11 protein-coding genes are annotated in these 13,060 nt (G+C 38.6%); 8 read left to right on the top strand and 3 right to left on the bottom strand.

Annotated features, from left to right (window positions below; genetic code table 11):
* Nucleotides 1-68 precede the first annotated feature (68 nt).
* The 4 genes from AY601_RS11940 to AY601_RS25675 all read left to right on the top strand — a co-directional run bounded on the left by AY601_RS11940 (nt 69) and on the right by AY601_RS25675 (nt 7,106).
* Nucleotides 69-791: a hypothetical protein gene (locus tag AY601_RS11940; RefSeq protein WP_068401160.1), complete on the top strand. Its 723-nt coding sequence runs from the start codon at nt 69-71 to the stop codon at nt 789-791.
* Nucleotides 792-828: 37 nt separating this feature from the next.
* Nucleotides 829-5,574 (top strand): MBG domain-containing protein, encoded by a 4,746-nt coding sequence (locus AY601_RS11935; RefSeq protein WP_068401157.1) that lies wholly within the window; start codon nt 829-831, stop codon nt 5,572-5,574.
* Nucleotides 5,575-5,627: 53 nt separating this feature from the next.
* Nucleotides 5,628-6,542 (top strand): PorP/SprF family type IX secretion system membrane protein, encoded by a 915-nt coding sequence (locus AY601_RS11930; RefSeq protein WP_084359223.1) that lies wholly within the window; start codon nt 5,628-5,630, stop codon nt 6,540-6,542.
* A gap of 420 nt (nt 6,543-6,962) precedes the next feature.
* The gene (locus AY601_RS25675; protein WP_157287873.1) at nt 6,963-7,106 is read left to right on the top strand and encodes a hypothetical protein; all 144 of its coding nucleotides are present in this window, start codon (nt 6,963-6,965) and stop codon (nt 7,104-7,106) included.
* Nucleotides 7,107-7,126: 20 nt separating this feature from the next.
* On the opposite strand, the gene AY601_RS11920 is transcribed toward AY601_RS25675, so the two are convergent.
* Together AY601_RS11920 and AY601_RS11915 are read right to left on the bottom strand one after the other, a co-directional pair.
* A complete protein-coding gene (locus AY601_RS11920) occupies nt 7,127-7,675 on the bottom strand; it encodes a helix-turn-helix domain-containing protein (RefSeq protein WP_068401148.1) in 549 nt (182 codons plus the stop codon).
* Between the two features lie 409 nt (nt 7,676-8,084).
* Nucleotides 8,085-8,549: an Lrp/AsnC family transcriptional regulator gene (locus AY601_RS11915; protein ID WP_068401145.1), complete on the bottom strand. Its 465-nt coding sequence runs from the start codon at nt 8,547-8,549 to the stop codon at nt 8,085-8,087.
* A 167-nt stretch (nt 8,550-8,716) separates the two neighbouring features.
* Here AY601_RS11915 and AY601_RS11910 point away from each other — a divergent pair, with 167 nt between their 5' ends.
* Nucleotides 8,717-9,856, top strand: a complete 1,140-nt coding sequence (locus AY601_RS11910) for a histidine decarboxylase (protein WP_068401142.1) — start codon at nt 8,717-8,719, stop codon at nt 9,854-9,856.
* Here AY601_RS11910 and AY601_RS11905 read toward each other — a convergent pair.
* Nucleotides 9,831-10,196 (bottom strand): response regulator transcription factor, encoded by a 366-nt coding sequence (locus AY601_RS11905; RefSeq protein ID WP_068401140.1) that lies wholly within the window; start codon nt 10,194-10,196, stop codon nt 9,831-9,833. The two genes, AY601_RS11910 and AY601_RS11905, sit on opposite strands and share 26 nt — an antisense overlap.
* 337 nt (nt 10,197-10,533) lie before the next feature.
* On the opposite strand from AY601_RS11905, the gene AY601_RS11900 reads away from it, so the two are divergent.
* The 3 genes from AY601_RS11900 to AY601_RS11890 all read left to right on the top strand — a co-directional run bounded on the left by AY601_RS11900 (nt 10,534) and on the right by AY601_RS11890 (nt 13,049).
* Nucleotides 10,534-11,229 carry an alpha/beta fold hydrolase gene (locus AY601_RS11900; protein ID WP_157287869.1) on the top strand — a complete coding sequence of 232 codons (696 nt, stop codon included), beginning with the start codon at nt 10,534-10,536 and terminating at the stop codon, nt 11,227-11,229.
* A 172-nt stretch (nt 11,230-11,401) separates the two neighbouring features.
* Nucleotides 11,402-11,791, top strand: a complete 390-nt coding sequence (locus AY601_RS11895) for a chorismate mutase (protein WP_084359221.1) — start codon at nt 11,402-11,404, stop codon at nt 11,789-11,791.
* A complete protein-coding gene (locus AY601_RS11890; RefSeq protein ID WP_068401131.1) occupies nt 11,781-13,049 on the top strand; it encodes an ATP-binding protein in 1,269 nt (422 codons plus the stop codon). The genes AY601_RS11895 and AY601_RS11890 overlap by 11 nt, the downstream gene beginning before the upstream one ends.
* Nucleotides 13,050-13,060: the final 11 nt, after the last annotated feature.

Below are 13,060 nucleotides of genomic sequence, written 5' to 3'. Positions count from 1 at the left end.
CCATTTAATTTCTAAGAAAAAGCAGCGTCCCTTTCCATAGGGGGCTGCTTTTTCCTTATTCCGACTCTATGAGAATAATTTTTTACTTTATATTTTCTGTACTGATCCTTTTTTCCTTTTTATCCTGTTCTAAAGGTGAGCCTGTTAAAGACCTTTTATTTGGTAAATTGGCGTTTATAGATTTTACTCCTGGTGGGATTAGAATTATAGCTGGATCAGCTAATAAATTCTCTGCCCCGATAGAAGATGCAAGTTTTGTTTCGGGTGAGAACCGGTTCAGGTTCTATGATAAAGACATCTTATTAATAGATACCTTGTTAAGGGTTGAAGCTTATAAAAAACATACTTATTTTATGTTTAAGCCAAATGCAGATAAAACGCTGCGCATTTTTGACGAAACATTAAATGGTTTTGATAAAGAAACTTTGCCAGATACCGGGTCTGTTAAAATAAGTATGGCTAATTATTTTTCCGCCTTACCCAATAAAGTGGATATTGCCATAACTACAAATACTTATCAGCCACCTATTTTACAACTCATACAAGTCGCTGAATTTCTTAACGTTACTCAGTCATTCTCACAGTTTAAAGTGATAATTCCAGGAAAAGACCAGTTGCTGCAAGAAGTAAACTCTTTTACACTGATCATCAAAGATGTTGTGAGCAAAAACGTGCTTAAAACTATCCCTTTTACGCTGCCTAAAAAAATAAATTCAAAAGAATTAGCCAGTGATGTCTATTTGCTCTATGTGAATGACCAGGGTGGTGTGACTACGCTTATGAGTAAATAAGCGTAATAAAAAGAATCATTTTTTAATACTACTATAAATGAAAAAGTTATTACTGTTTTTATTCGTCTTGTTTTCTATCCCAGCATTAGGGCAGGGGCAACCCGCTCTTGAATTGCTGATTTTTCCGAAATATATTGAAGGGGGAGTAGATAACTATATTCGCACGGGTATTCCCTATGTTTACCGCGCCAAAATAACCGGTTTGAAACCTGGTAAAACTTACAGGTATGAAAATAATCTTGTGAGTTCACCCCAGGCTACAGATAATGGAGTATCCTATCTTTATTTGCTTGCGCCAGATAATGTAATCCCGGATCTTCCCGGATATAACAAAGGTGATTTTCACAGACCAATAATCAGATCAAATGGATCGAATGGTGGAGGGCCATTTGTCTCTGATTATGGATCGCTAACTACTGATGCCTCAGGATCCTATACAGGATGGTTTATACAAGAAACTGTTAAAACAAATCTTCCACCGGGAAAACAACTGTATTTGAGAATTACTCTTAATGACCCTGATGCAGCAGACCCAACAGCTATAGCTTACAAATTACATTCCTCTGAAACAGAAAAACTAACGATCGTTAGTTTGGATCCTTATGAAACACAACTCAAAGGTACAGCGATCCGAAGTACAAGTGCGACTTCAGCAATTGCCAAAAATATGGTCTTCCTTTATGATAATGTAGAGGGAACTGGCCGCCCTATTGGCGGAACCTATATTGAAGATGATGGAGTTCAATCCACAGAAGGAACAAGTGGTGTGCAAAATGGCCTTGCACCGTTTTATTATGCAAATGTAAACGGAGTATCAGGCACATGGGGAGCAATGATACTGAGCAGCGATTTAACAGGAATCCGTCGTATTGAACAGCGGAGCCTGGTAGATGGATCATTAGTAGGCTATAACACTTCTGCTGATGGTTCATGGCCCGATGGTGCTAATCAAGGTGCTTTATTTTCTACGATTTCAACAGAACTAGGAGCTGGTGAAGATGGAGATTTGTCATTGGTTCTTGACGGAACCAAAGTCACCCTTGCGCTGCCAAAAACACCACAGACCGTTTCATTTACCAATACTTTTCCAACTACTTTCAAAGTAGGAGATGCAGATTTTACTTTGTCAGCAAGCAGTACGGCTGGCTTAACTGCTTTCCAGTATACAGTAGCTCCAGCAGGGATTCTTCAGCTTACAGGTAATACCGTGAAAATAACAGGAGGGGGAACAGCAGTGATTACCGTTACTGAACCTGGCAATACAACCTTTGATCCTGGAACAGCAACCAAAACTATTACAGTAACTGCAACGCCGCAAACTATCACTGGTCTGCCAGCCACAATAGCATCAGTTTATGGCGACGGAAATATCACTTTATCTGCTACAGGTGGTGCAAGTGGAAATCCGGTAACTTACACTTCAGACAATCCGGCAATTGCAGAGCTTACATCAGCTAACCAGATTGTGATCAAAAAATCAGGTACTGTCCTGATTAAGGCCAATCAGGCAGGAGGTGCAAATTATTCTCCAGCTGCCGAGATTACCAGTACATTGACTATTACCAAAGCAAGCTTAAATGTAACCGCAGAAGATAAGAGGAAAACACGGGGAAGTGCAAATCCAGTAGCTACATTCACTTATGGACCTTTTAAAGGTGCAGATGATGCAAATACGCTCACCGGAACTCCAATATTGTCTATACAAGCAGACGCCACATCGCCAGCAGGCATATATGACATTTTGGTAGATGTTTCCGGCTTAACCTCCGATAAATATACCTTTAACCCAGTCAAAGGAAAACTTACCATTGAAACTAAGAAAGATCAAGTTATAACGCTGAGTAATCTTCCTGCTACAGCTGCCTATGGTGATCAACCCCTTGTTTTTCAGGCAGCCAGTAATACAACTAATCCAATAACTTTTACCAGTTCCGATCCGGATATTGCAGTAGTTGAAAAAGATGTGGTAGGAGAGTGGACCGTGAAAATCATTGGCGCAGGCCAGGTAAATATCACTGCCTTACAAGCCGAAGATGCCGCTTATGGACCTGGGATTGCCAGTCAGGAACTCAACATCGCAAAAATACCTTTAAAGATAACTGCTGATGATAAATCTAAACTAACCGGAGAAAAGGACCCTGTCTTTACGGCCCGTTACGAAGGATTTGTGAATGCAGATGATGCAAGTAAACTTGCAGGCACGCTTACATTTACCAAACAAGCAGATGGAGCTGGATTTTTAATTGTTCCGGCAGGCCTGACCTCAGCTAATTATAACATCACTTTTGTAAATGGAAAATTAACAGAAGGGAACGTAGCTTTTTCACCGTTAAATAAAATTTATGGTGATGCCCCCTTTGATCCAGGTGCAATTAGTGCTGGTGGTAAACCAACCTATACCATTGCCAATCCAGCCATTGCCATTGTAAATGCAGCAGGATTATTAGAAATAAAAGGAACAGGATCTACCACTATAACCGCGACATTCAACTCTGGTGCCTCTGGAACAACTACACTCAAAGTAGAACAGAAAGCCATTGTAATTACTCCTAATCCGCAAACCAGGATATATGCACAGGAAAATCCGGCGCTATCTGTTAGTTATACCGGTCTTGCCTATGGGGAAAATGAAAACGTTTTAACGACAATACCGCAAATATCGACCCTGGCTACTATAAATTCTGCGGTGGGTACCTACGCAATTAATGCAAGTGCAGCTGCGGCACCGAATTATAAATTCAGCTACCAGCAAGGAGTCCTGACTATTACCAGAGCTGCTCTTGTGGTTAAAGCCGAAGATAAATCCAGGTTATATGGACAGGAAAACCCTGTATTTACCTTAGCTTATACAGGTTTGGCCGCTCAGGACAATATAGGCGACCTAAACTTGAATACAATTGTGGCCACAACGGCAACAACCTCATCAGCTGCTGCCACCTATCCACTCACACCTTCAGGTCTGACAGCAACTGCAAATTATACAGTTAGTTATCAACCAGGTTTATTAACTATCATTCCAGCTCCGCTAAATATTAAGGCCAATGATGCAGAACGCGGAGCAGGACAAGCAAACCCCGTATTTACTTTTACTTATACCGGTTTCGTAAACGGAGATCAAGCGGCTAATCTGACCACAGCTCCTCTGGCAGTAACTACGGCCACAACAGCATCAGGAAAAGGAATTTATCCAATTACAGTTAGTAATGCTGCTGCTGCAAACTATGCGATTACCTATACAGCAGGCCAATTATTTATCAGAAGTTTACCAACCGTTGTTTATGCTGATTTACCTGGTTTAAATTATGGAGATGCGAACTTTGATCCGGCTGCATCATCAAATTCAGGTGTACAACCAGTTTATTCTTCTGATAACCTGAATGTTGCTGTTATTGACAATGGAAAAGTGAAGATTGTAGGGACAGGAACTGTAAATATTTCGGCATCTTTTGCCGCATCAGCTGATTTTGTAGCCACGACAGTCAGTAAACCACTCACTATTTCAAAAAGAGCACTGATTGTCAGAGTTGACAATAAAACAAGGCTTTATGGACAGGCAAATCCAGTTTTAACAGCTACTTATGATGGTTTCGTAAACGGAGAAACTATAGCCACCGCTATTTCTGCACCAGCTTTACTGACTACAATTGCTAAACCATTATCCCCTTCAGGAACTTATATTATTTCTGGCGCCGGAGGATCTGCCTTGAATTATAACCTGAGTTATGAACCAGGTGTTTTATCAATTGATAAAGCTATTCTCAAAGTAACTGCAGACAATAAAACCAGGATCTTTGGAATTGACAACCCTGACTTTACTTTTAAATACAGCGGTTTTGTAAATGCTGAAAACGAATCTGTTATTCAGAATTCACCATTAGCATCAACTGAAGCGTTAAAAAGTTCAGCTGCCGGTAGCTATCCAATTCTTCTTTCAGGAGGTTCAGCAGCTAACTATACTTTCAGTTATGTAAATGGAACATTAACCATTACATCCACCACCAGAACCATTGCTATGGAGGTGATGAATTCAAAAGCTGTAGGTGATCCTGATTTTACACCTGATGTAATCCTGAGTAGTGGGGAAACGCCAATTTTTAATAGTGGTGATCCGGCAATTGCAACTATCGTAGACAATAAAGTTCATTTGGTAAGTGCTGGGAATGTGATGATCACGGCAACGGCCCCGGTTAATTCAAACTATGCGACTACGCCATCTGCAAGTCGTTTATTAGTGGTTAATAAATTACTGCAGACCCTTACTTTCGAAAGTATCCCTGCTTTGCAAATTAATGGCACCTATACCTTAAAAGCAGTATCAAGTTCTGGCTTACCGGTAACCTATAAAATAACCAACACAGCTTATGCTTCGTTATCTGGTGACCAGCTTAAAGGGTTAAGGATTGGTAAAACTCAAATAACCGCTATTCAGGCAGGAGATAACCGTTATGCGGCTGCTCAAATGATTGTGCAGGAGCTGCAAATTACAGATGCGGCTGGCGAGGCAATCAGGGTACACCCCGCACTATCAATTAATGGAGATGGAGTGAATGAATTTCTTTCTATCGATGGAATCAGAGACTTTCCGCTGAATAAAGTGACAATTATTAACAGGAATGGTCTTAAAGTATTTGATATAGAGGGTTATGATAATGAACAGCATGTCTTTCTTGGAAAATCAAAATCCGGAGAGAACTTACCTCAGGGTACCTATTTCTGTCTGATTGAATACCAGACAGATAGCCACGTAAAGCGTAAAACAGGCTATTTTATCCTTAAATACTAATTCTTAACGGGCCGGGACCGTGTTCCGGCCTTATCAAAATATAAAACAGAAATATGAAACTCTTTAAACAGGCACTATTAACCAGTGCACTCGTGATGGTACTCAGCATAAGCCAGGCTCAGCAATCGACTTCTTTTACTCAATATCATGATAACCAGGTGCCATTCAATTCTGCCTACTCACTATTAGATAAAGCAGCTTCCGTTAATCTGAACAGCAGAAAGCAATGGACAGGTATAGAAGGAGCCCCTTATACCTTTCAACTCAATGGAAGCCTGCCAATGGAGAAAATCAATGGTGCAGCGGGCCTGTCCCTGACTTATGATAAATTTAATATAGAGAAACTGACTGAAGTATCTGCCTTTTTTGCCAAAGCAGTACAGCTTTCAGACCAGAACTTTTTTGCAGCTTCTTTTAATGCAGGATTCAGGAATTATATCGCAAGTTATACAGAAGTTGATCCGAACGATGTGAGTTTTCGTGACGATATCAGAGAAACCGTTGGAACAGTAGGCATAGGTGTTATGTTATATAGTCCTGAAAAGTATTATATAGGAGCTTCCTTGCCACGATTGAGCTTCCGGAGCCTGGGTAACGCATCTGCTGATGAAAAAAGAAATTATAGCAATACTTATTATTTCAGCGGAGCATATCTGTTCAATTTGAATGAAGATGTCAAATTTAAACCTGCTACAATGGTATCTTATAGCAGAACTTACAATACTGAGGCAGATTTCTCAGCAACTGTTTACTTGAAAGATAAACTCGGGCTTGGGGTTAACTATAAGACAACTAGTGAGGTTGCAGGAATTATATCAGTCATCTTAAATACTAACGTGAAATTAGGGTATAGTTATCAAACTGGCTTTGGTGATTCAAACATTGGCAGGATCAGTAAAGGATCTCATGAAATTTCTGTAGGCATTCGCTTTGGTGGTAAGGGACCATTGCAACCAAAATTGTTATAAATGTGTGTTTTGTGAAATCAATTGTGCAGCCTGCCAAAAGCAGGTTGTACAAGATTTCTATCCAACCCGATCTTGTATCCAGCCCATCTGGAGGGAAATTAATTCGCCGTTAATTCAGACAAAACGTTTATGTATTATTAAAATATAATAAAGGCTGGACGGCCCGGATGGTGAACAAAGTTATGATGGAATGTAAATAAAGCGAATTTTTAAATAAATTTTGAGCAATTGAAATTTTTCAATTTGATGGTTTTTATGTGTTTTTTACACCAGGACCAAATAATAGTACTTTATTTATGTCTGTTTCTAAAAATATATCCATAAGTGGTTGAAGGTAAAAGAAGTACAACCAAACATTATTTTGTTATATTTGTTTATCAATTAATAATTTCGATTAATTTAATGATATATTCTATAATCATGGAAAACAAAGCAGCAGAAAAAGCGGTGACTAAATTAGTAAAAGAACCCCAAGTGGTAAAAACCATAGTAGACATTCTTTCCAAAGATCTGGAAGCTATAAAGGAACTTTTAAACCGCAAAAATTTGATCCGTAAAGGTTAGTTTTTCCGATCTTTTCAAGTTCAACTATTGTTTTTCTGATTCATCAGTTTATACCTGTTTCTTTGACCACAGGCCGATCTGATGATATCAATTTTATCTTTCCTGGTTCCACGGCTTAATATATCGGCAATGCGGGAGGGGGTGATCTCCAATTCGTATTCACTTTTATATTTCTCCGCAATCTCTTTGGTGGTCTTCGGTTCATTTAAAAATCCCGATTGCAGCAACTCGTCCATATATTTAACATAATTAGGAAACTTGTCTTTTAAATAAGCTGGATCTATGTTTCTTGCCGTAATATAGCGTCTTATATTTTCTCTCAGTACATTTTCTGGCGGAATTGGAAAGTCAGGATCTGCCAATTGATAATGCTTTACCCCAACAGTATTACTTAGCGTCTGCTGCGCTAAAATCCCAATATTTACATCTCCTTTTTCAATGGAAGCAATATAAGATTGATACAATTGTGCGAAAGTAGCTAGTGCTTCCTGCGAAATATTGGCCTCTTTCCGAAATGTCCTTACCCGGTTTCCGTATTCTTTTAATGCGCTTTTATCGTTTTCTGCCACAAATGCAAGGTGATAATTATTAATTGTCTTAAATCACCTGTAATGTTATTTTTATGTAAAATAAATGTTTATATGAATTATAAATTATTTCAATTAAATATTTAAAATATCTAAATGTAAAAATTAAATCGGTAGTAAATAGTCTAACAAACAGAACTTTACGTAATTGTGATTACACTTATAGACGTAAATCTTACAGTTGCATAGGAGATTAAACGGTTTTTTATTACTGTACTTAAATAAAGGAGCTGAAATCTTAAATCACACACCAATAATTATGCAGGAGTTAATTGATCATTCTAACCAATCTATTAAAGAGCCACCAGATTAACAGGGGCGAAAAGGAAGTGGCAGACCCAAACCAGACAGGTTAATACTCATGTGGCCTGCTGCTTCCACAATAGCAAGATTAGTCCAGTACATAGGCAGTTTGCTGCTTAATTTCAGTCATCACAAATGAACTTTGGACATGTGCTATATTTTCGATGGTGGCCAGTTTATTGGATAGGAAATTCTGATAACTATTCATGTCTTTGACCACAACTTTCAGCAGGTAATCAAAATTACCAGCCACATGGAAACACTCCATCACTTCAGGAACCTTAACAATGGCCCGTTCAAACACATTAATCAGGGGCTTGGAATGCAGCTGCAAAGAAACATTAATGAAAGCAACTATGGTCTTGCCAATTTTTTCTCTGTCCAGTAAAGCTACATATTCCTTTACCACACCACTTTGCTCAATTTTTTTGAGCCTTTCGTAAGTAGGGGTAACAGTCAGACCTATCTTACCAGCAATCTGTTTTGTATTGAGACGGGCATCGGCCTGTAAAACCTTTAAAATCTTCTTGTCAATCTGATCAAATGTTTCCACGGTAGTTTTTTTATACTGAATTAATTAATTTCTAACCTCTCAAAAGGTTTAAAAATACTGTAAATATCCATATAATAGTGTTTGTTTTCTAATTTATGCCAAATAATAGTTTTAAAGAATCAGGTTTCCTTAATTTACATCTCATTTAAACCAACTGTATTTTTAAAATGGAACAGCATAATTTATCCCCGGAAAATGCAGGGAGACTGAAGGATTTAATGGAAAGATTAACTGCTGATTCGGAGTTAATGCTTGGGTACCCGGTATCAAAAGATTTTAATTATTCTGAACTGGCTGAATTTCTGAACTTTCCAATTAATAACCTTGGAGATCCGTTTGTAGCTTCCACCTATACTATAGGTACACGTGAAATGGAAAGAGAAGTACTGGAGTTTTTTGCATTGTTATTCAGGGCACCAGTCAACAACTGGTGGGGATATGTGACTAATGGGGGTTCAGAAGGAAATCTTTATGGTTTATACCTGGCCAGGGAAATTCATCCAAAGGGCATGGTTTATTTTTCGCAGGCTACACACTATAGTGTGCAGAAAAACCTGCACTTATTAAATATGCCTAATATTGTAATCCGTACTCAGGCAAGCGGAGAGATTGATTACGATGATCTTAGAGATACGATCAAAATGAACAGACATATGCCTGTAATTATCTTTGCTAATATCGGAACTACAATGACCGAAGCAAGGGATGATGTGCGTAAGATCAGAAGTATTTTACAGGATCTGGCAATACAGCATTTTTATATTCATGCAGATGGAGCACTTTCAGGGAGTTACAGTGCATTTATAGAACCACGTCCTGCATTTGATTTTATGGATGGCGCGGATAGTATTGCAATTAGCGGACACAAGTTTATTGGCTCTCCGATTCCATGTGGAGTAGTGGTGGTGAAAAAGAACAACCGTGACCGTATTGCCCGTTCAGTATCTTATACAGGCAGTATGGATACCACAATAACCGGTTCCAGAAATGGACATACCCCTTTGTTTTTATGGTATATGATTAAAAGCCTCGGACTGGAAGGATTTAAGAAAAGAGCCTTACATAGTCTGGAAGTCGCTGCTTATGCAGAAATGAAATTGAAAGAAATAGGAATCAATGCCTGGAGAAATCCGGATTCAATTACTGTTAATTTACCGGAGCCCGCAGCACAGGTAAGGATCAAATGGCAACTGGCTTTAGAAAACGGCTGGTGCCATATTATTTGTATGCCAAATGTAACTAAGTATCAGATTGATCAGCTGGCCACAGAAATAGCAGCGACTAGTGTAATGTTATCTGTTTCTTAATTCTGAACAGGATATCATTCAAATCAAAAGGCTTACTGATAAAATCGTTGGCACTGCATTGCTGAAAAACGGTATCCGCCGAAGCGTGTGCAGACATCACAATAATCGGTATGTCTTTTGTTCGTTGCATTGTTCTGATTTCTCTGCATAATTCCAGACCATTTCCATCAGGAAGCATTACATCAAGCAAATATAAATCCGGGATACTATCTTTCATCGCTGCATGAAAAGACGAAATATCCGGAAAAAGCCGCACTTTATAACCTTCATCTTCCAATATGAACTCTATGATCTGTCTGATATCCTGATCATCTTCTACAACATATATTTGCTTCATCATTCCTCAATAGGTTTCTAATAGAAATAGGCCCGTTTTCGTCCTATAGATCAAAACAAGCTGGCAGATTATACTATTGACAGAATAGATGGCAAACCCTGTACCAAATAAACGTTTTTCTTGAATTAAAAATCAAGGGGGTTGAACTTCCCGGTAAAACCCCCTCAATGAAAGCCGGCATCCACCGGTATGGAATAAATTATCTGCCCAAATATAAAACGGTGCCTGGTTTTAAAAAATGACAAGGATCACTATTGAATTAATCGCATCTATGTGGCTTTTTCTTAACTTTGCACTGAGGTAATAAAGGAGACTCTAGTCTTCAGACAAAATCACGACCATGAAGATAATAACCATTTTAAGCTCCTGTTTACTCATTACGGCATTTAGCCTGATGAACGTGAACGCTCAACCTGCACGCGGATTGTCAGAATTTCCACTGCATGCACATTTTGTGCGCTCCAATAAACCAATGCTTGTTTTTTTGACCGGTGATGGTGGATGGAATAATTTTTCAGAGTTAACCGTAAAAGAGCTGGTTAAAAACGGGTACTCAACACTTGTCCTGGATACCCGTAAATATTTCTGGACGCAGAAAACACCCGATCAGTTTGCAAAAGATATGCAGGTGATCCTGTCCGCTTATTTAAAAACATGGAATAAAGAGTCATTCTCTTTGATTGGTTATTCGTTTGGGGCAGATATTGCCGCTTTTGTCCCTTCCCGTTTACCCAGCAATCTCGCAGAAAAACAAAACTCCTTAGTTTTGCTTTCACCAGGTTTTTCGACCGGGTACGTAGTTAAACTAAAAAACTTATTGAATTTTGGCTCTACAGACAAAGAAAAATATAAAGTAAACCCGGAGTTGTTGAAATCAGTGATTCCCGTATGGTGTATTTTCGGTAAGGAGGAAGATAGTGAGTTTTATAAAGCTTTAAAGCAAACAGATAAAATACATAAGGTAACGATTCCTGGCTCTCATCGTTTTGACGATGATATTCCCCAGGTTACCAAGGCAATTATAAAAGGATTGTAAAAAAGAAACGGGGATAAGTCTCCGACTCATCCCCGCTATCTAAATTAACGCTCTCATATATACAGACGCTCATACTTAAGCTTTATTGTATAAACACAAAAATAAATCTGTTATTATTTTATAAGCCAAATCACAGATGAAACGTTAAATTTAACTTTTAAATCCTATCATTATGAAGCTATATAGCCGTACCCTGTTTTTATTTAGTACTTGTTTGCTGAGCCATGCTATGTTATTTGCACAGGAGACCACCCCAAAAGCACCAGATAGTAGTCTGAATACATTGCAAATCAACAGAAAGAAGATTGATTCGCTGGATAAACAGCTCATGCGGTTGATCGGAGAAAGGGAAATTGCAGTCAGAGAGATTGGGATTTACAAAGCCAAGAACAATATCCCACCCTTACAAGCAGGCCGCTTTAGGCAGGTATTGGAAAAAAGTATCATCGCAGGTGAAAAGGAGGGCCTATCAGCTAACTTTGTTACTGAAATGATGAATGCCATCCATAAAGAAAGTCTGAGAATTGAAGATGAAATTAAATTAAAATTCCATGGCAAATAATGTAAATATCACTTCCAGCGGTATACAAAAGGTCTTGCGCAATTACAATGAAAAACAAGCGCTGGCTGAGTATATCTGGAATGGATTTGACGCCAATGCAGATACCGTAGAAATTAACTATACGGCGAATGAACTGGGCTTCATGGATCACCTCGGGATTTATGACAATGGCTATGGAATAAATTTTAAAAACCTGAAAGTTAAATTTGATCCTTTTTATGAATCAGAGAAAGCGCTGCAGCTGGCTTTGAATCGTAACCGGTCTACCATGCATGGCAAAAACGGGGTAGGAAGGTTAACTTTCTTTAAATTTGCCAACGATGCCGAGTGGCAAACTACTTTCTTGCATAACGATTCCCTGAAAAGTGGCAGAATCAGGATTGGGGTGTCCGCCCTGAATAATTATCAGGCTAATTTACTCGATATGCCGTTAAGTGAAAAAACAGGCACCAGGGTACTGTTCTCCAATATCAAGATAGTACAGGAAAATATGGAACTGGAGATTATCCCTTTTCTAAAAGCGGAGTTTTGCTGGTTTCTGGAGTTGAATAAAAAGAGAAACTATACTATTTTGATCAATGGAATCCCACTTGATTATACTGATAATATCCAATATTATGAAGAGGATATCCTGTTAAAGGATGAAAGTACACAGACGTTGTTTAAGCTGAAATTTGTACAGTGGAAGGAGTCTTTACATAAAGAACTGTCCAAAGTCTATTATATTAACGAAAGGGGTGAAGAGAAGTTTAAGGAGTATACGACCTTGAATAAGAAAGCCGACGAATATTTTCACAGTGTTTACATCGAAAGTGAATTTTTCACAGATTTTGATTTCAGCGGAACCGAGTTTGATACCCAGGTGAAATTGTATAACCGGTCAAAATCATCACCGGAATATAAATTACTCAGTAAAAAAGTAAATGAGCTCCTGCGCGCGAAAAGGAAGTTTTTCCTGAAAGAATATTCAGGTAAACTGCTTCAGCGTTTTGAAAACGAAGGCGTGCTATCCCTGAATGATAAAGAACCACTCAATCCGAAAAGGAAACAAGATTTACTGAATACGTTGAAAACCATGTACGAAATTCAGCCTAAAATATTCAGTAACCTGAGTATAGATCAGAAAAAAACATTTATAGCATTAATTGATGCCTTGCTGGTCTCTGATCAAAGGGGGAGTTTGCTGCATCTGCTGGAGAGTATTGTTGACCTGGAAGAAGAAGAAAGAACTGAGCTTACTGCCTTATTAGTGCACTAAGTAATCCTGTT

It is taken from the genome of Pedobacter cryoconitis (genome assembly GCF_001590605.1).
Taxonomy (GTDB): Bacteria; Bacteroidota; Bacteroidia; order Sphingobacteriales; family Sphingobacteriaceae; genus Pedobacter; species Pedobacter cryoconitis_A.
The sequence above is the reverse complement of the archived record's forward strand: the minus strand, read 5'-3'. Positions and strand labels throughout refer to the sequence as shown.